This is a genomic window from Yersinia aldovae ATCC 35236 (assembly GCF_000173735.1).
Classification (GTDB): domain Bacteria; phylum Pseudomonadota; class Gammaproteobacteria; order Enterobacterales; family Enterobacteriaceae; genus Yersinia; species Yersinia aldovae.
The window spans coordinates 58,526-78,539 of record NZ_ACCB01000009.1 but is presented as its reverse complement, the minus strand read 5'-3'; the positions used below and the strand labels follow the sequence as shown (position 1 = coordinate 78,539).

Sequence of the window (20,014 nt, the reverse complement as noted above, 5' to 3'; positions counted from 1 at the left end):
TCACTGACGAATTTCCTTCATAGTGCCTCCATAAGTAACGACTGATAACCGGCTATAACACGCCCATGGTGGCAAAATTTTTTAATAAAGGAAATACACATGTCTAACATGATGAAAGGTCAAGTAAAGTGGTTCAACGAGTCTAAAGGCTTCGGTTTCATCACTCCAGCTGATGGCAGCAAAGACGTGTTCGTTCACTTCTCTGCAATCCAAGATCAAGGCTTCAAGACCCTGGCTGAAGGCCAGAATGTACAGTTCTCTATCGAGAACGGTGCTAAAGGTCCGTCTGCAGCAAACGTAACTGCAATCTAATTGGCCCTTGGCTGATTATAAAAAAACCCGCTAAGGCGGGTTTTTTACTTTGTACAATAAGCTAAATCTAAAACGCCTCCTCTCTTAGCCTTGTAACGCTCCATTGTCACTGCCCTCTTAGGTAAAAAATCCTTTTTTGCTCCCTGATATTTGTTCTAAGAAGTATGTCGTTATCGCTACGTAAACCTTATCATTCTCACCTAATTCTGTACTACACTAGCAGCATTAATTGATTTAAAGGTAATAGCATGAAAGTTAATGATCGGGTGACCGTAAAAACCGACGGCGGCCCTCGGCGCGAAGGGGTTGTTTTAGAGGTAGAACAGTTTAGCGAGGGTGTCATGTATTTGGTTTCATTGGAGGATTATCCGGCAGGGGTCTGGTTCTTTAATGAAATTGATAGCCATGATGGCACCTTTGTTGAACCACTACACAAGTAGCACTCATTCCTCCCTCGGTTTGTGCACAACCTAGCGCATTACATTGCCTTTTGTACTGAAATAAAACCGGAGGATGGTTTTCACTTTATCCTCCGGTTCTGCCTGGTACTCTTTCAATTTAGCTGGACTGATTTTTTGTTAACTCAGAACTTTTCCCAATTGAATGAATCATCATCTGTCTTCTTATTCACGCTGGTACTTTTCAGTTTGGTTGATTGTTTAACCGTTGGCGCAGGGCGATGGCCGTTTAGACGAAATACTGCGACAGCCTGAGTCAGTATTTCACCTTGTTGTTCCAAAGAGGCCGCCGCCGCTGAAGCTTCCTGAACCAAAGAGGCATTTTGTTGCGTAACGTCATCCATTTCAGATATTGCTTGCGCAACCTGGCTGATACCACGACTCTGCTCATCGGATGCTGATGCTATTTCGCCCATAATATCAGTAACATGAATAACAGCCGTCACGATCTCATTCATTGTTTTACCGGCATCTGAAACCAAAATGGAGCCATCACCAATGAGGTCAACTGACGCTTCAATCAAAGATTCGATCTCTTTGGCGGCATCTGCGCTGCGCTGTGCCAGATTGCGCACTTCACTGGCCACAACCGCGAATCCACGCCCTTGCTCACCGGCTCTTGCTGCCTCTACCGCTGCATTCAGTGCCAGGATATTTGTTTGAAAAGCGATGCTATTGATAACATTGGTGATTTCAGCAATTTTCATTGAACTGAGAGAGATTTTGTCCATCGTGCTGATAACATCATTCACAATATCGCCCCCTTGAACCGCTTTGCCTGACGCATTGGCTGCGAGTTGGCTGGCGTGATGGGCATTTTCAGCGTTCTGCTTCACGGTCGCGGTCAATTGTTCCATGCTGGCGGCAGTTTGCTCCAGTGCTGCCGCTTGTTGTTCGGTGCGAGCAGAAAGGTCGGTATTGCCTAATGCTATTTCGCTGGACCCCTTATAGATAGATTCAGCACTGCTACGAACGGCTTCAACCGTGGTAGATAAAGAGTCTTGCATCTGCTGAATGTTCTTACCTAACACCCCAATTTCATTACGACCAAATGAGCCGCAGGCTTGTGTCAGGTCACCTTGAGCAATGCGCTGAATGCGTTCAACCAACCAATTAATCGGGTTGATAATAACTTTACTGATCACCAAAAAGGCAATGGCCGTCAGTACGATAGCCAGAATAAAGGCACTGCCCATCAGAATATAACCGAGGCGTGCTTCCTGTTGTGCGGTCTGATTAATCAGATTAGCTTGTTCAGTACGATATTTTACCGCTTTCAGCAATGGTTCATCATAAGCCTCATCCAGCGGATTGAGTTTTTCTGCCTCAAGTGAGATAACTTCTTCGAAATGGCCTTCTTTAGTCGATGCGAGCATGGGTTTTATCCCATCATCACGATACTGCTCGTAGGCTTTTTTCAGTGGGACATCCAAAGCGGTGTCAGTTTCAGATTTAATAGGGCGGTTATAGTAGAGATCAAACATTTGTTGTGACTGTGCAATGCGTTCTGCTGCATTTTTCAAACCCTGTTGATAACCGGTAGTGTCACCAATACGTGCGGATGATGCAGCCTGAATCAAGATCAGGCGGGCTGTGCGCAGATGATTTGAACTGTTAGACAGCCCCAAACGGATGTCCAGTTCTTGCGTCGCTTGCGCCAGTGATTGGTTACTCTGTTTTAAAAAGTAGCCAGAGGTACCGATTGCTGCGGCAAATAACAGCAGTATTCCCGCCAATATAGCGATAAACAAAGTAACCAGACGCAGGTTATTAACAAATAATACTTTCGTATTATTAGGCTCTGGGGCTATTTTTATGTCCAATGGCTGATGCGTACTTCCACTTTTCATTGTTAGTTCCGTTTCTATAATCGCTGGAGGAAAATTCCTTGTCTGACGGGTATCGTTAGGTAAAGTTAATCCACCTCTTATCTTAAATTTTCTTAACAATCCTTTAAGAATCTATCGGCAACGGTCCTAAAATAGTTAGGGTTATAAATGAGATCTCAGTCGCAATTTGGCTTAATGATTCACTCTATTTCTGTAATTACGTCAATGACTTGATATGAGTCGTTGCCGACAGCGCGTGTGGTGGCAATATTTACTGCTGCTGTTGGGTAGAGAAGGGAAGTTAGGTACACCAACACGGATTAGCTCAATAGATTACGATATCTTTTTCTGCTGCAACGATGGCATTAGTATGGCTTGATGAGATGATCCTTTGGCTGCGGCAAACGCAATTTGGTTTGCTTAAGGCATCGATGGTAATGCCAATTATTTTGACTATATATTCCTATGGTTAATACTATTATTTAATTTGTCCTCGCTGGTTTAAGCTTTGTTTAGAAATATAACCTTTACATAATTATCACTCGCAATTATACTCTTGAAAAATTTCGGTGGAGAAACTAATGGACACGCAAAGTACTAGTCAAATAAGCAAGGCAAGCTAACCGATCTTTCTTCTGATTTGTTGCTTGCCGAAAAATGGCGGGCAGCACCCTCTCTTATTCCCTGAGTTGTGCAACCCCAAATGACGATTTAACTCGATAATCATTTATCGAGGGTGTTAATTTGGAATTTTATTATGTTATTTAACAGCCACGCACTATTTCCTCCAGATAGCCACACTGGTTATTGCTGAGTAATACCCTAGGGTATATAGCTCGGCACAATTACCTGTGTGCTAAATAGCACATGATTATTCTACCAATGATTATTTCATGGAGAGAATCATGGCATTAACTCCTTTTGTTGTGAATTTATTACTGGCGATGTGCTTGGGCGCATTAATTGGTGCCGAAAGACAATGGCGTCAGCGTATGGCGGGTTTGCGCACTAATGCATTAGTTGCTACCGGTGCCGCCGTCTTTATTCTTAGCTCTTATGCGACATCACCCGATAGCCCCGGTCGCATTGCTGCACAAGTTGTCTCTGGTATTGGCTTTCTGGGGGCCGGTGTCATTATGCGTGAGGGCATGAATATCCGCGGTCTTAATACGGCAGCTACGCTGTGGTGTTCTGCGGGTATTGGTGTGCTTTGCGGCCTTGGCTTGTATTGGAATGCGGTGGTTGCGACCGGTGTCATCCTGTGTGCCAATATATTATTACGTGAGGCTGCGCAGCGTATTAATATGCAGCCGCAGCAGCAAGCGGTGGATTTAGAAGTGCGTTATCGGATTCAGGTTACTTGTGGTGCCGAAGATGAAGTATTGGTCCGTACTCTAATATTACAAGCGCTAAATGGTATGGCATTACGGCTACAGTCACTCTGTAGTGCTGATATTGCCCGGCCAGGGCAATTGGAAGTCTGCGCTGAAATAATGGCGACACCAGCAGCACAAAAAGAAATTGAAAATATTGTTTGTCGCGTGAGTTTGGAACGCAGTGTTAGTGCTATTCATTGGCGTATTGCGTCTGAACTGCCTGTTTGACGGAGAATAAAATAGAGTACGAAAGTACTGTTCTATTTAATCGTAATTTTATTAGGTTATTTAAAATAACACTAACCCTTGTGGTAGTAAGGAGTTGTTATGGACGAGCACCCCGGAGTTAAGTTAACTAGCTGCTGCTAATTAAATATAATATTGGCAGCGCAATGATAGTTCAGCACATTTACCTCTCAATAATAGAGCGGGTAAGTCCTGTGCGTTTAGAATTAAAAGAGAAGCGTTATGACCAAATTTAAAAAAACAGGAACCAGCCACAGCAATAATAAAAAGCCTTTTGTTATTGCGCGGGAGGCTAAAAATAGTCTGGATCAAACATTATCCAAACTGAATGCGAATTTAACCGGGCTGACAGAAGAAGATGCCAGAGAGCGGTTGGAGTTATACGGAATTAACGAAGTTGCTCATGAGAAAGCGCCGCCCGCACTGATCCAGCTTCTGGCGGCATTTAATAATCCTTTTATTTTTGTGTTAATGATTTTAGCGGCGATCAGTTTCTTTACTGATTATTGGTTACCGCTACAGAAAGGTGAAGAAACAGACTTGGTTGGCGTTAGCATTATTGTGACGATGGTGCTAATCAGTGGGCTGCTGCGTTTTTGGCAAGAATACCGGACGAATAAAGCGGCAGAAGCGCTAAAATCAATGGTACGCACCACCGCAACAGTACTGCGTCGTAGTAGCTACAGCGCCCAACCGGTCAAACAAGAAATAGCCATTAAGGAGTTGGTGCCGGGCGATATCATTCTGTTATCCGCCGGGGATATGATCCCTGCGGATTTACGCTTGATTAAATCCAGAGATTTATTTATCAGCCAGGCTATCCTGACCGGGGAAGCCATCCCGATCGAAAAGTATGATGCAATGGCTTCTATCAGCCACAAATCAGTCGATGGGGTGGCCAATAGTGAAAGTGAATTACTTGAGTTATCGAATATTTGCCTAATGGGAACCAACGTGGCCAGCGGAACCGCGATGGCAGTGGTGGTCGCCACGGGTGGGCATACTTATTTCGGGTCGCTTGCTAAGTCCATTGTCGGCAACCGCGCTCAAACCGCATTTGACCGTGGTGTTAACAGCGTTAGTTGGTTATTGATTCGTTTCATGTTGGTGATGGTACCAATTGTATTACTGATTAATGGTTTCACTAAAGGGGATTGGACTGAAGCGGCATTGTTTGCACTGGCGGTTGCCGTTGGGCTGACACCAGAAATGCTACCGATGATTGTAAGTTCCAATCTGGCCAAAGGTGCCATTGCGATGTCACGGCGAAAAGTTGTGGTTAAGCGGCTGAACGCAATACAGAACTTTGGTGCTATGGATGTGCTGTGTACAGATAAGACCGGCACCTTGACCCAAGATCGCATCATTCTGGAACACCATATAGACGTCTTTGGTAGTAATGACAGCACGGTGTTACAACTTGCGTGGCTGAATAGTTATCATCAAAGCGGTATGCGCAATCTGATGGATCAAGCGGTTATTAAATTCAGCCGTGGTAAACCAGAAATTGATGCCTTACGTAGCTTTAATAAAGTCGATGAGCTACCGTTTGATTTCATCCGTCGCCGTCTGTCTATTGTGGTAAAAGATGAGCATCAGCACCAACGGCTAATCTGTAAAGGTGCCGTGGAGGAGATGCTCAGTACCTGTACCCATGTGCGTGAAGGTGATGAAATATACCCACTGGATGACGCCCGTCGCGCTGCATTACTGGCACTTTCTACCCAATATAATGAAGACGGTTTTCGTGTCCTGTTACTTGCCACCCGCGAGTTGGGCACTGAGCTGAGTAAATTGCCGTTAAATATTGGCGATGAGCGTGATTTGGTAGTTCAGGGCTTGCTGACTTTCCTTGACCCACCTAAAGAGAGTGCTGAAGAAGCTATTGCTGCATTGCGGGAAAATGGTGTCGCAATAAAAGTCCTGACCGGTGATAACCCGGTAATTACGGCGAAAATTTGCCGTGATGTAGGGCTTGAACCGGGCGAACCGCTGAGTGGACGTGATATCGAAATCATGGATGACGAGACGCTGGCACGCGAAGTCGAGTTGCGCACAGTGTTTACCAAACTGACTCCGATGCAGAAATCGCGCGTGTTGAAAATGTTGCAAAGCAATGGTCATACGGTCGGTTTCCTCGGGGACGGTATTAATGATGCTCCGGCGTTACGTGATGCAGATGTGGGGATCTCGGTCGATACTGGCACCGATATAGCCAAAGAGTCTGCGGATATTATTTTGTTGGAAAAAAATCTGATGGTGTTGGAAGAGGGGGTCATTATTGGCCGTGAAACCTTCGGTAATATCATCAAATATCTGAATATGACTGCCAGTTCTAACTTCGGTAACGTATTTTCAGTGCTGGTTGCCAGTGCATTTATACCGTTTTTACCGATGCTAGCTATCCACTTGCTGCTACAAAATCTGATGTATGACATTTCGCAGCTTTCCCTGCCGTGGGATAAAATGGACAAAGAGTTTTTACGTAAACCACGTAAGTGGGATTCCAAAAACATTGGCCGTTTTATGCTCTGGATCGGGCCGACCTCCTCAATTTTTGATATTACGACATTCGCTTTGATGTGGTTCGTGTTTGCCGCCAACAGTGTTGAACATCAGGCTTTGTTCCAATCAGGTTGGTTTATTGAAGGATTGCTGTCGCAGACGCTGGTGGTTCATATGCTTCGAACGCAAAAAATTCCGTTTATTCAAAGTACCGCAGCATTACCCGTGCTATTAACCACTGGGGTGATTATGGCGATTGGTATTTATATACCGTTCTCTCCATTAGGTACTTTAGTCGGATTGGTACCACTGCCGTGGGAATATTTCCCGTGGTTGGCCGGCACGCTGGTGAGCTACTGTATCGTTGCGCAACTGATGAAACAGTTTTACATCCGCCGTTTCGGTAAGTGGTTCTAACAGTTTCATTTATACCGATATAACATCAGTTGATAAAGCGCTATCCGGGGTCAGTTGACCCCGGAATCACAAGTGCTATTCGTTACTTACCCGAATGACCAGTTTGCCAAAATTCTTGCCCTCAAGCAGGCCGATAAAGGCTTGCGGTGCATTCTCCAATCCTTCCACCAGATCTTCGCGGAATTTGATTTTCCCCTGATCAACCCACTGCGTCATTTGTTGTAGGAAATCATCATAATGGTGGCCGTAGTCATCAAAGATGATGAAGCCCTGCATACGGATACGTTTGCGCAAAATAATGCTTTGCAGCAATGGCAAGCGGTCTGGCCCGTCGGGAAGTCCAGTGTCGTTATAACGTGCAATCAAACCACAGACAGGAATCCGGGCGCGTGGGTTGAGTAATGGCAATACTGCGTCGAATACTGCACCACCGACATTCTCATAATAAATATCAATTCCCGCTGCGCAGGCTGTTGCCAGTTGTTGGGTAAAATCGGTTGACCGATGGTCGATACAAGCGTCGAAACCCAATTCTTCCACCACATAACGGCATTTTTCCGTGCCGCCCGCAATCCCGATGACTTTACACCCTTTCAGTTTACCCATTTGGCCCACCACAGAACCGACGGCCCCACTTGCGGCTGCGACAACCAATGTCTCTCCTGCTTTAGGTTGACCGATATCCAACAACCCCATATAAGCGGTAAAACCGGGCATTCCCAGTACACCCAAAGCCCGTGATGGGTGGGATAGTTGTGGGCCAAGATTGCGGATACCCGAACCCTCTGAAAGTGCATAATCTTGCCAGCCACTCCCGGCCAGCACCCAATCACCCACCTGAAAATCAGGATGACGGGAAGCTTCAACCCGCGCAACTACCGCTCCAACCATCACTTCACCAATCTCAACGGGAGCCGCATAGGAGGGGGCATCACTCATCCGGCCACGCATATAAGGGTCAAGAGACAGATATCGGGTTCGAAGTAATATCTGACCGGCATCCGGTTGTGGAATAGGTTGGCTATCCAGGGTGAAGTTTTCACAACTTGGTGTGCCGTGTGGACGCGAGGCTAACAGAATTCGGCGATTGGTTGTTTTATCTTGAGGCATCAGATTCCCTTAGTTGTTTATTGAGTTAAAGGCCTATGTGTGATGAAAAGAAGGTGCGGAGTAAAAATGATAAATCGCAGTGCTATAAGACCAACTGACATATTAATGTAGAAAATAATAGTAGAACTCTGCGTAAAGGCTTCAGCTAATAGTGCTCACAGAGAACAACCACGATTTTTTCTCAGACAGATTTTTGAACGATGGAAAAGATGATCGCGGATTACAGTGGGACGATAAGCACATCCACCATGCTGGCGTTAATCAATCGGGCGGCGGAACAAGAAAACTTGTTCATTAGGTGGGTGCTGTGATTGCCACAAATCACCAGATCAATATGCTGCTGTTTGCAAATGTAAGCCATGCTATCGGCAAACTCGCCATGAACGATATTTTTGTGCTCAATTGGGTAACTGGCGTTGACTTCCAACTCTTCCATAAATAGTTGAGCCTCTTCCTGGATCACTGCGCGAAGGTCGCCGAGCATAGGGGCTGCATAGCTATTGTACATTTCGGGTTCAGTCGTCAGCGTAATTAAAGAAATTACGCCATTGTATGGTTGAACAATGGAAACGGCTTTATTAACCAGTTTTTGGCTATCAGGCGAAAGGGCAACGGCGACCAATACATTTCTATATCCCATGATTTGGCTCCCATAAGCACAACTTTTAAAGAAAGGTTAGGGGATTGCACCATTTATAAATGAGATATCAGTCACAACTTAACATTGGCTAAAAAAGAATACGATTTACAGCAATTAGTTAGTGAGAGTGTCGGTAACTTCGCGCCTGCTATGAGTTATTTTATAAACATTATTAATTATTATCACATACATTTCATTTACAATTTTTTGAGGTTTTAGGGATATGAATCCATGCTGAAAAAGAACTATCGGAAAGATATGTAGTGTAGGTTGAGTGAAATATAGAGTTACCTTTATTGCCTTTTTTAATACGTTCTGGGGTTCTCTATAAAGATAAATAGTGATCAGATTAATTATTAGTCGCTAAAAGAGTATTTTTAATCTGCATAAATATTCGTAGAAATAAAATAGTTATATTACGTTATTATATGGTTATTAAGTAATGACAGCAGCATTCAGGCGTTAGTATGGATAATTTTAGGTTATGACAGATTTTTGTTCTGCTATTTTGGTTTAGGAATGCATTTGTTCGAATTGATCTCAAAATGATAAGAATTAGGCCGATATAGATAGCTTTTTAGCTACTTTCTGACTTATGGTTGTTTTTTGAACTTACAAGTGGATGGTAAGTGATCAAAAGTAACGGGGTGAAACAACTTTATATTTTATCTTTGTGATACGCGTCACATTACATTTAAAATGAATAGCTAGTTACGTTGTATGTGCTAACGATTCGGGAGTAGAGTTGGGCCTCTTTAGGAATAATCCTAATGCTTTGTAAGTAAAGTTTTATGTCGAAGGCGAGCGATTAGATCAACGTAAAATGTACAACAGCCATACCTCTTGACATGTTATTTCATACCGGAATGGTATTTTTTGTAACCTAACGCAACTAGGCTGTAATTACCTTGAGTTTTATAGGTTCAAATTAACTGTATAACGGGAAGGATCCCAGGTCTTGGGTGATGAATTCTATCATCCAACTTATGTTTTAAAACATAATCAGTCGGGATGTGTAAGATGAGTACATCTGAATTACTCAAACATATTTATGATATTAATTTATCGTATTTGCTATTAGCACAACGGTTAATTAACGATGAAAAGGCCTCTGCGATGTTTCGCTTAGGTATTACGGATGCAATGGCCGATGCATTATCACAGTTAACTTTGCCGCAAATAGTGAAATTAGCAGAAACTAACCAATTGGTCTGCCATTTCCGTTTCAGCGATCATAATACTATCCATCATTTGACGAAAGAATCTCGCGTGGATGACTTACAGCAAATCCATACCGGTATTTTATTGTCTAGTCACTTACTCCACGAACTATCGTTAAAAGACGGTAGTTCACCTAAAAAAAGAGCATGACTAATGGCTGAGAAAAGTATTGTTCAGGAAGCCAAAGACATTCATTTGGCGATGGAGTTAATTACTTTAGGTGCGCGTCTGCAGATGCTTGAGAGCGAAACGCAACTCAGCCGAGGCCGTCTGATTAAGCTTTATAAAGAGCTAAGAGGCAGTCCGCCACCTAAGGGAATGCTACCATTTTCGACAGATTGGTTTATGACTTGGGAACAAAATATTCACTCATCGATGTTTTATAACGCCTATAGCATCTTGCTAAAAAGCGGTCAATGCACCGGTGTCGAAGCGGTAGTTAAGGCTTATCGTCTTTATTTGGAACAGTGTCCTGAGCAGTCCGGAGTGCCGCCATTACTGGCGTTGACCCGTGCCTGGACGCTGGTTCGCTTCGTTGACAGTGGCATGTTGCAACTTTCTGGTTGCAGTTGCTGTGGTGGTACTTTTATCACTCATGCACACCAACCGCGTAACAGTTTTATTTGTAGTCTTTGCCAACCACCTTCCCGCGCAGTAAAAAAACGTAAACTTTCCCCGCAACCTGCCGATATTACTTCACAACTGCTGGATGAGCAGGTTAGACGCGCAGTTTGAGTTTATTTGAGTTATCAGAATTTTTGGCTACAGCATCGGTATGGATACCGTTGCTGTAATGTTCTAAGACAACTCATTGCCCTCAAAGGGTGCTAACGCCTCACCTTCCACCCACACACTTTGCTAAGGATGTCGCGTGTTAGTTATTTTGGGTTATATCGTGGTCTTAGGTGCGGTTTTCGGTGGCTACATGATTGTCGGCGGCCACCTTGGTGCACTTTATCAACCCGCTGAATTTTTAATTATCGGCGGAGCGGGGATTGGCGCATTTATTGTGGGTAATAACGGCAAAGCGATAAAAGCCACAATGAAAGCCATGCCAAAATTGATGCATCGCTCTAAATATAACAAAGTTCTTTATATGGATTTAATGGCGCTGCTTTATCGCTTATTAGCAAAATCTCGCCAACAGGGAATGTTGTCATTGGAGCGCGATATAGAAAATCCACTGGAAAGTGAAATTTTTTCTAATTATCCACGAATTTTGGCCGATAAGTTATTAGTGGAGTTTATTACCGATTATTTACGGTTAATTGTCAGCGGGAATATGAATGCTTTTGAAATTGAAGCATTGATGGATGAAGAAATAGAAACACATGAACAAGAGTGTGAAGTTCCTGCGGGTAGTTTGGCAATGGTCGGCGATTCTCTTCCCGCATTCGGTATCGTGGCTGCGGTAATGGGGGTGGTTCATGCCCTTGCATCTGCGGATCGGCCTGCGGCCGAACTTGGAGCGTTGATTGCTCATGCGATGGTGGGGACGTTCCTGGGTATTTTGCTGGCATATGGATTCATTTCACCTTTGGCGACATTACTGCGCCAACAAAGTGCTGAAACCACGAAAATGATGCAATGCATCAAGGTGACTTTGCTGTCCAGTTTGAATGGGTACGCGCCACAAATCGCGGTGGAGTTTGGTCGTAAAACACTCTATACCACAGAGCGTCCGTCGTTCATTGAGCTCGAAGAGCATGTGCGCAGAGTGAAATCACCTGCACCGCAAGCGACAGAAGAGGACGCATGAAGCATCAGAACCACCCCGTTATTCTGGTCAAAAAGCGAAAAGCCAAGCATGGCGCGGGTCATCACGGTGGTTCATGGAAAATCGCTTACGCTGACTTTATGACCGCGATGATGGCTTTCTTTCTGGTGATGTGGTTGCTATCGGTTTCCAGCCCACAGCAGTTGACGCAAATTGCAGAATATTTTCGTACACCGCTGAAAGTGGCCTTAACCAGTGGTGATAAGAGCAGTGATAGTACCAGCGTCATTCCCGGTGGTGGTGATGACCCGACGCAACAAATAGGCGAAGTGCGCAAGCATATCGATTCGGAAGAAAGCAGGAAAGAAGAGTACCGACTCAATAAATTACGGGAAAAACTGGACCAATTGATCGAATCTGACCCAAGACTGAAAGCATTACGGCCACATCTGTTGATTAACATGATGGATGAGGGGCTAAGGATTCAAATAATTGATAGTCAGAACCGGCCGATGTTCAAGATGGGGAGCGCTCAAGTTGAGCCTTATATGCGCGATATCTTACGCGCTATCGCCCCGATTCTTAACGACATACCGAACAAGATCAGTTTATCAGGCCACACCGATGACTTGCCATATGCCACTGGTGAGCGAGGTTACAGCAACTGGGAGCTATCGGCTGACCGGGCCAATGCCTCACGACGTGAGTTACTGGCGGGTGGGTTGGACGATGGAAAAGTTTTACGCGTGGTGGGTATGGCCTCAACAATGCGACTAAAAGAACAAACATCGGACGACCCGGTCAACCGTCGTATCAGTATTTTAGTCCTCAATAAGCAAACCCAACACGATATTGAGCACGAGAATCTGGATAACAAAGCATTGGATATCGAAAAAGCGGCAAGTCTAAAGCAGCTTGATACCAGTGCTAGTGCGCCAGCTGTGGCATCACCAACCGAACAACCTGCTACGGTTGCACCAGTAGCGGTGGCTCCAGCGCCGGCCGTACCGGTAGCTGCCGGTTCAGCAACGGCAGTAGCGGTTGATGCGGTAAAAACAGCATCACCAGTGGTCACTGATGAACCGGTGAAACCAGCGCTACCGTCTGCAACAGTAACGCAGATACAACAATCGAGCACGGTGATTATTACCTCAGCGCCCCGACCAACGACATCGTTGCCAGCGGCACCTGCAAGTGATACTCCGGTCTCTCCGACAAGCCGCGACGCACAGTAGAGGTGACACCGTGAGCATGGATATTACCGCGTTTTATCAGACATTTTTTGATGAAGCAGACGAATTGCTGGCAGATATGGAACAGCATCTGTTATTGCTGGACCCGCTGGCTCCTGATAATGAACAACTCAATGCCATTTTTCGTGCTGCTCATTCGATCAAAGGTGGCGCAGCAACGTTTGGTTTTACGGTATTACAAGAGACAACCCATCTGTTGGAAAACCTGTTGGACGGTGCCCGCCGCGACGAAATGCGCCTGAGCACTGATATCATCAACCTGTTTTTGGAAACGAAAGATATTATGCAAGAACAGTTGGACGCCTATAAAACCGCTCAGGAACCCAATACGGAAAACTTTGAGTATATCTGTCAGGCATTACGGCAACTGGCGCTTGAAGCTTTAAAGCAACAAGAGGCTGCTACTCAGGTATCAGAATTAGCCAACGGCACGCCGCTATCTGCTGATACAAAAGTTACCGGTAAGTCCCCGGCGCTGGTTCAAGGCGGAATGCGCATCCTTCTGTCTGGCTTGAAAGAACAAGAAATCCCGTTAATGCTGGAAGAGTTGGGCAATCTGGGAGAAGTGAAAGATCCTCACCAGGGCAGCGATAGCCTTGAAGCGACCTTGATTACCTCTGTCAGTGAAGACGATATCAGCGCGGTATTGTGCTTTGTGCTGGAACCTGAGCAAATCACTTTCATTCAGGCCGATACAGGAAAACAGGCGGACATTGAACCGATTGTGACACCGGTCATCGCAACGCCAATGCCCGCCATCCCCACCGCCGTTACTACTATGTCGAGCAGTGCGGAATACGTAAAACCTAAAGCAAAAGCCAGCGAATCTACCAGTATTAGAGTTGCCGTTGAGAAAGTTGACCAACTCATCAATCTGGTTGGTGAATTAGTGATCACCCAATCTATGCTTGCTCAACGCTCCAGTTCACTGGATCCGGTGATTAACGGTGATTTGCTCAACAGCATGGGGCAATTGGAACGTAATGCACGCGACTTGCAAGAGTCAGTGATGTCGATTCGTATGATGCCAATGGAATATGTGTTCAGTCGTTTCCCGCGTCTGGCTCGTGATTTGGCCAGCAAGCTTAATAAGCAGGTTGAACTGACCCTATTAGGCAGTTCAACCGAACTGGATAAAAGCCTGATTGAACGCATCATCGATCCCCTAACGCATCTGGTGCGTAACAGCCTTGACCACGGTATTGAAAGCCCGGAAACCCGCATCGCTGCCGGTAAACAACCCATCGGTAACCTGACACTGTCCGCAGAACATCAGGGCGGCAACATTTGTATCGAAGTGCTTGATGATGGGGCGGGGCTTAACCGGCAAAAAATTCTGGCAAAAGCGCAATCTCAGGGGATGGCAGTCAATGATCATATGAGCGACGAAGATGTCGGGATGCTGATTTTTGCACCGGGCTTCTCCACCGCTGAACAGGTGACCGACGTTTCTGGCCGCGGTGTTGGGATGGATGTGGTTAAACGTAATATTCAAGAGATGGGCGGCCATGTGCAGGTCAGCTTCCAGGCAGGTTTGGGGACTTCTATTCGTATCCTGCTGCCATTGACGCTGGCTATTCTTGATGGGATGTCCGTAAAAGTCAGTGACGAGGTATTCATCTTGCCATTGAATGCCGTGATGGAGTCACTGCAACCATTGGCAGAAGATCTCCATCCGTTAGCCGGCGGTGAACGAGTGCTGCAAGTGCGCGGTGAATACCTGCCATTGGTCGAGTTGTACCGGGTGTTTGATGTTGAAAACGCAAAAACTGAAGCCACTCAGGGTATCGTTGTGATACTGCAAAGTGCCGGACGCCGCTACGCATTGTTGGTAGACCAATTGATTGGTCAACATCAGGTGGTAGTGAAAAATCTGGAAAGTAACTACCGGAAAGTACCGGGTATTTCCGCCGCGACCATATTGGGAGATGGCAGTGTGGCACTCATTGTTGATGTGTCAGCGTTACAGGCATTAAACCGGGAAAAGCGTGTTGTGGCGGATGATGTTGTCGCAGCATAGCCGATGCACCTGTATAAAACCCGTATAAAACCCGTATAAAACCCGTATAAAAACAGGTATGGGGGCAAAACCTGTCCTCAGCCTTAAAAACAAACATAAACACAACCTATTGATTTAAGGGTGAAAACATGGCAGGACTAGCAACCGTCACGAAGCTGGCTGGCGAAACGGTAGGACAAGAGTTCCTGATTTTTACACTGGGCGATGAAGAATACGGCATCGATATTCTGAAAGTACAAGAGATCCGTGGTTATGACCAGGTAACGCGTATTGCTAATACTCCATCGTTCATCAAGGGCGTGACTAATTTACGCGGTGTCATTGTTCCCATTATTGATTTACGTGTCAAATTTGCACAACAAGGCGTCACTTATAACGAAAATACAGTGGTGATCGTGTTGAATTTAGAGCAGCGCGTCGTGGGCATTGTGGTTGATGGCGTATCTGATGTGCTGTCATTAACCAATGAACAAATTCGCCCAGCACCTGAGTTCGCCGTGACGCTGGCGACAGAATATCTAACGGGTCTAGGCTCGCTTGGCGAACGTATGTTGATTTTGGTCGATATCGAGAAGTTGCTGAGTAGTGAAGAGATGTCGTTGATTGATGCCGTGGCAAAGGGTTAGGGTGCTCAGATTTCAGTTAATGATAATCTTGGTTGAACCCATATCATCAGACCTCCGATAAGCGCCATCGGAGGTCTGTCGTAAAGGTAAAATATATCCATAGCCCTGCATATTTTGATTTAGAATTATCGCGTTAATGGTGTATGAATTATTTTAATAAGGCCCGCATAAAAATTTCCCTGCGCATTTAATTTTAAGTATTCATTTGGTTTTATTTGTTTTGCTTCACTTGTCGTTTTTAAAAACTGACTTGTGATGGTTCCTGGTTTAGTAAGTTGACGGCCTTGGTTGATCCCAGCAAATTGAGTTCCAAAACGATTTGTTACTGAATTTACTCTCTCTTTTAATGACTCAGATGTTTTTTGTCCTTCTGTACTGCGACGGTTATGGGAGATAGTCGGTGCGGTATATGCTTTAAAAAACATGGATTTCCCCTCTATTCTTTGAAAAAAGACTTTACTATCAGCCACGATAGTAAAGTGGTTTGCAGATGGGGGGTATCAAAAAGCGCATCACTTCCGGGGTTCCGGGTTGCCTATCCTCATAATACAAACTGAATTAACGTCCCATATCAAAATAAGCCAGAACCGCTAAACAGGTTCCTCAAAATGCCAATATCGGGTATCGCCTGGCTAAAATAATCCCTCTCTTCGGTAAAGTTCCTCGATTTGATGCCGATAATACTAGTAATTGGCGTCTGGTATTTGGCGCACTCGTATTTTGACGTACTTATGAAGGGATAACATGTTCAAGCGTATGAAAGTGGTCACCAGTTTGCTGCTGGTGTTAGTGCTATTTGGTGCCTTGCAATTGGTTTCTGGCGGACTTTTCTTCAACTCGTTGAAAAATGACAAAGAAAACTTTGCTGTTTTGCAAGTTATCCGTCAGCAACAGTCGGTTTTGAATGAGAGTTGGGTAAGTCTGCTGCAAACACGCAATACACTAAACCGTGCTGGTATCCGTTACATGATGGATGTGAACCATACCGGCAGTGGCCCTACGGTCAATGATCTTTTAGCATCAGCCAAAGGGACATTAGGTGTGGCGGCAGAGCGGTTTAAAAGTTACGAACAGATCCCGTTGGATAGCCAACAGAATCCGGATTCTGCACAAAAATTAAAACAAACGTATGATCAATACTTCGGCGCACTGACCGAACTTATCCAGTTGATGGAAGCGGGCAAGATCAATGAATTCTTTGACCAGCCAACCTCCAGTTTTCAAAATGCTTTCGAGAAAGATTACAACACTTATCTAGTACAAAATGACCGCCTGTATGCCTCCGCCGTTGAAGACAGTAACCAATCCTTTAGCTTTGCGATGGGGGTGATTATTGCTGTCCTGATCGCAGTAACCACCGTGATCGTGATTGTGTGGCTGGGGATGCAGCGCATCCTAATTAACCCGCTAAAACACTTGATTGGACAGATCAAACATATCGCCAATGGTGATTTAACCCAGAACATTGAAGTGCATAGTCACAACGAAATGGGCACCTTGGCTGCCAGCTTGAAACATATGCAAGCTGAATTGATAACGACGGTCAGTCATGTGCGTTTAGGTGCGGATGCTATCTACAGTGGCGCGTCAGAAATTGCAGCGGGAAACAATGATTTGTCTGCCCGCACGGAGCAGCAGGCCGCATCATTGGAAGAAACGGCTGCCAGTATGGAGCAGTTGACCGCCACAGTGAAACAAAATGCTGAGAATGCGCGTCAGGCCAGCCAATTGGCCTTGAGCGCTTCAGAAACGGCACAGAAAGGTGGCAAGGTCGTGGCGAATGTGGTTCAGACCATGCACGACATTGCTGGAAGTTCACAGAAGATTGCCGACATTACCAGCGTAATCGACGGTATTGCGTTTCAAACGAACATTCTGGCATTGAATGCTGCGGTGGAAGCTGCGCGTGCTGGCGAGCAGGGCCGTGGCTTTGCGGTGGTCGCCGGTGAAGTGCGTAATCTGGCGCAACGCAGCGCGCAGGCAGCAAAAGAGATCAAAGGGCTGATTGAAGACTCAGTCAACCGTGTAGACATGGGATCAGTGCTGGTTGAAAGTGCCGGTGAAACGATGGGCGATATTGTAAGTGCAGTAACCCGCGTGACTGACATTATGGGCGAAATCGCATCCGCCTCCGATGAACAAAGTCGCGGTATCGATCAAGTGGGTCAGGCGGTAACGGAAATGGACCGTGTGACACAACAAAATGCTTCATTGGTGGAAGAATCAGCCTCTGCCGCCGCCGCACTGGAAGAACAAGCCAGTATGTTGACCCAATCCATGTCCGTATTTGTTCTGCGTATGGATAACGGTAATTCCACAAAAGATGTCAGAAAAACAAAGCAGCCGGCACAGGACTTGAACATCACGGCTAAAAAAATACTGGGAAGTGACCTGCAAGACAATTGGGAAACCTTCTAGTCCCCTACAACCCTTCATACTTGAAATTGCAGGGGTGTTAGCTGCGCTCACTCACCCGAATCACTTGACTGCGTAAGCTCATCGGGATTCGTTTGCTGGCTGCCTACCTGCAACTCCAATTATTTTGGGTGGAAAAAAATAGATAAAGCCGGCCAATGAGCCGGCTGAGAAGAGGTTACGATGTTTGGCCGAATCCGGATTTCTACCAGCTTTTTCCTGTTACTGATGTTTATTTGCTCTATACAGTTAATCTCAAGTGGTCTGTCATTTACGGCGTTTCGCTCAGACTATCAAAATTTAAACCGTGTGGATCTGAGCAGTCAGCAACGGGATGCATTAAGTCTCAGTTGGGTATCCTTGCTTCAGGCGCGTAATACCTTAAATCGAGCGGGGACTCGCTCGGCTCTCAAAGTCCCACAGGAGCAAGTCAATGCATTAATGGGCAACGCACGTAGCTCATTACAGAAAGCAGATCTCTATTTTAATCAGTTCCTGGCTGTGCCGCGCCTTGATGCGAGCGATACCGGCGCAGAAATGCTGGAGGCTACCCAAAACAGTTATCAGAACTTACGTACTTCGTTACGACAATTAATCGATTTTCTGGAAGCCGGTAATCTACAAGGTTTCATGGATCAACCTACCCAGAAAACGCAGGACTTGTTCGAAGCTGATTTTGTGCAGTATTTGCAGTATGCCAATGATGTCATAGCCAAAGCAGGTACTCAGAACCAGCAGGCTTATCATCTCTCCATGTGGATATTTGGTGGCGCGATTCTGATGGTGATAGTGATGGCCATTTCATCTCTTATTTGGTTGCGTAATATGTTTATGAAACCACTGACGACGATGGGGCAGCACTTTGATCGCATAGCACAAGGGGACTTGTCAGGCAGGATCTCGGTGTCAGGCCGTAATGAAATTAGTCAACTGTTTGCCAGTTTGCACATTATGCAGCAGTCGCTGATTACCACGGTCAGCCATGTGCGTGACGGTACCGAATCCATGCTTACCGGCATCCAGGAAATTTCGGCCGGTAACAATGACTTATCAGCAAGAACCGAGCAACAGGCAGCGTCATTGGAACAAACAGCGGCCAGCATGGAACAACTGACGGCTACGGTAAAACAGAATGCCGACAACGCCCGGCAGGCAACACTGTTGGCAAAAGATGCGTCAGGTACCGCCGCACGAGGCGGGGAGCTGACGAGCAGTGTAGTGACAACTATGCATGATATCGCCACCAGTTCGCAGAAAATTGGCGCTATTACCAGTGTTATTGACGGTATTGCCTTTCAAACCAATATTCTGGCACTGAATGCGGCGGTTGAAGCTGCCCGCGCTGGCGAACAGGGCCGGGGCTTCGCGGTGGTCGCCGGTGAAGTGCGTAATTTGGCACAGCGCAGTGCGCAGGCGGCAAAAGAGATTAAAGGGTTGATCGATGAATCGGTCAGCCGTGTTCGCCAGGGCTCCACACTGGTTGAAAATGCGGGTACTACCATGGAAGAGATTGTTCGCTCAGTGACTCGGGTTACCGACATTATGGGTGAAATCGCTTCCGCTTCGGATGAGCAAAGCCGGGGCATTGAGCAGGTTTCACTCGCAGTAACTCAGATGGATCAGGTCACTCAGCAAAACGCCGCATTAGTGGAAGAGGCTGCGGCTGCGGCCAACGCATTAGAGGAGCAGGCAAGTATGCTCTCCGATGCAGTGTCCGTTTTTCGTTTGGAGCAGGATAGCGACAGCGGTGAGGGGCAGGCGGCAGATGGCAGAGATAAGCAACGGGTTGTAAAAGCAACTGCCTCAAAGGAAAACCCAGATTGTCAAACGGCGTAACGAAGGCTTTGCAGTGGGGTGAGGGCGGATGAA

Annotated in this window: 16 protein-coding genes; 12 read left to right on the top strand and 4 right to left on the bottom strand. The window is 45.9% G+C overall.

Annotated elements, in window-relative coordinates:
• Nucleotides 1–99 precede the first annotated feature (99 nt).
• Both cspE and dsrB read left to right on the top strand, forming a co-directional pair.
• Nucleotides 100–312 (top strand): transcription antiterminator/RNA stability regulator CspE, encoded by a 213-nt coding sequence (gene cspE, locus YALDO0001_RS06250; RefSeq protein ID WP_002210893.1) that lies wholly within the window; start codon nt 100–102, stop codon nt 310–312.
• Nucleotides 313–560: 248 nt separating this feature from the next.
• Nucleotides 561–752 carry a protein DsrB gene (gene dsrB / locus YALDO0001_RS06245; RefSeq protein ID WP_004701013.1) on the top strand — a complete coding sequence of 64 codons (192 nt, stop codon included), beginning with the start codon at nt 561–563 and terminating at the stop codon, nt 750–752.
• 143 nt (nt 753–895) lie between these two features.
• Here the strand turns inward: dsrB and YALDO0001_RS06240 are convergent, their stop codons facing one another.
• On the bottom strand, nt 896–2,620 hold the full coding sequence (locus YALDO0001_RS06240; RefSeq protein ID WP_004701011.1) for a methyl-accepting chemotaxis protein: 1,725 nt from the start codon (nt 2,618–2,620) through the stop codon (nt 896–898).
• Between the two features lie 884 nt (nt 2,621–3,504).
• Between YALDO0001_RS06240 and YALDO0001_RS06235 the strand changes: the two genes are divergently transcribed.
• Both YALDO0001_RS06235 and mgtA read left to right on the top strand, forming a co-directional pair.
• Entirely contained in the window at nt 3,505–4,203 is a 699-nt protein-coding gene (locus tag YALDO0001_RS06235) for an MgtC family protein (protein WP_004701006.1), read from the top strand.
• 240 nt (nt 4,204–4,443) lie between these two features.
• Complete coding sequence (mgtA, locus tag YALDO0001_RS06230; protein ID WP_004701004.1) at nt 4,444–7,143, top strand: magnesium-translocating P-type ATPase; 2,700 nt, start codon at nt 4,444–4,446, stop codon at nt 7,141–7,143.
• A 75-nt stretch (nt 7,144–7,218) separates the two neighbouring features.
• Here mgtA and curA read toward each other — a convergent pair whose 3' ends face one another.
• Together curA and uspC are read right to left on the bottom strand one after the other, a co-directional pair.
• Nucleotides 7,219–8,253 (bottom strand): NADPH-dependent curcumin/dihydrocurcumin reductase, encoded by a 1,035-nt coding sequence (gene curA, locus YALDO0001_RS06225; RefSeq protein WP_004701002.1) that lies wholly within the window; start codon nt 8,251–8,253, stop codon nt 7,219–7,221.
• A 220-nt stretch (nt 8,254–8,473) separates the two neighbouring features.
• Nucleotides 8,474–8,893 carry a universal stress protein UspC gene (gene uspC / locus YALDO0001_RS06220; protein ID WP_004701001.1) on the bottom strand — a complete coding sequence of 140 codons (420 nt, stop codon included), beginning with the start codon at nt 8,891–8,893 and terminating at the stop codon, nt 8,474–8,476.
• 1,020 nt (nt 8,894–9,913) lie between these two features.
• On the opposite strand from uspC, the gene flhD reads away from it, so the two are divergent.
• The 6 genes from flhD (at nt 9,914) to cheW (ending at nt 15,730) form a co-directional block, all read left to right on the top strand.
• On the top strand, nt 9,914–10,264 hold the full coding sequence (gene flhD / locus YALDO0001_RS06215; protein WP_004700998.1) for a flagellar transcriptional regulator FlhD: 351 nt from the start codon (nt 9,914–9,916) through the stop codon (nt 10,262–10,264).
• A gap of 3 nt (nt 10,265–10,267) precedes the next feature.
• Entirely contained in the window at nt 10,268–10,849 is a 582-nt protein-coding gene (gene flhC / locus YALDO0001_RS06210) for a flagellar transcriptional regulator FlhC (RefSeq protein WP_004700996.1), read from the top strand.
• 136 nt (nt 10,850–10,985) lie between these two features.
• Entirely contained in the window at nt 10,986–11,873 is an 888-nt protein-coding gene (gene motA / locus YALDO0001_RS06205) for a flagellar motor stator protein MotA (protein ID WP_004700993.1), read from the top strand.
• Nucleotides 11,870–13,066 carry a flagellar motor protein MotB gene (gene motB / locus YALDO0001_RS06200; RefSeq protein WP_042839491.1) on the top strand — a complete coding sequence of 399 codons (1,197 nt, stop codon included), beginning with the start codon at nt 11,870–11,872 and terminating at the stop codon, nt 13,064–13,066. The genes motA and motB overlap by 4 nt, the downstream gene beginning before the upstream one ends.
• A gap of 16 nt (nt 13,067–13,082) precedes the next feature.
• Nucleotides 13,083–15,104 (top strand): chemotaxis protein CheA, encoded by a 2,022-nt coding sequence (gene cheA, locus YALDO0001_RS06195; protein WP_004700990.1) that lies wholly within the window; start codon nt 13,083–13,085, stop codon nt 15,102–15,104.
• A 128-nt stretch (nt 15,105–15,232) separates the two neighbouring features.
• The gene (gene cheW / locus YALDO0001_RS06190) at nt 15,233–15,730 is read left to right on the top strand and encodes a chemotaxis protein CheW (protein WP_004700989.1); all 498 of its coding nucleotides are present in this window, start codon (nt 15,233–15,235) and stop codon (nt 15,728–15,730) included.
• Nucleotides 15,731–15,855: 125 nt separating this feature from the next.
• Here cheW and YALDO0001_RS06185 read toward each other — a convergent pair whose 3' ends face one another.
• Nucleotides 15,856–16,155, bottom strand: a complete 300-nt coding sequence (locus YALDO0001_RS06185) for a hypothetical protein (RefSeq protein ID WP_042839490.1) — start codon at nt 16,153–16,155, stop codon at nt 15,856–15,858.
• 319 nt (nt 16,156–16,474) lie between these two features.
• On the opposite strand from YALDO0001_RS06185, the gene YALDO0001_RS06180 reads away from it, so the two are divergent.
• The gene (locus tag YALDO0001_RS06180) at nt 16,475–18,148 is read left to right on the top strand and encodes a methyl-accepting chemotaxis protein (protein ID WP_042839488.1); all 1,674 of its coding nucleotides are present in this window, start codon (nt 16,475–16,477) and stop codon (nt 18,146–18,148) included.
• 180 nt (nt 18,149–18,328) lie between these two features.
• Nucleotides 18,329–19,981, top strand: coding sequence for a methyl-accepting chemotaxis protein (locus tag YALDO0001_RS06175; RefSeq protein WP_004700985.1), 1,653 nt, complete (start codon nt 18,329–18,331; stop codon nt 19,979–19,981).
• Nucleotides 19,982–20,014: the final 33 nt, after the last annotated feature.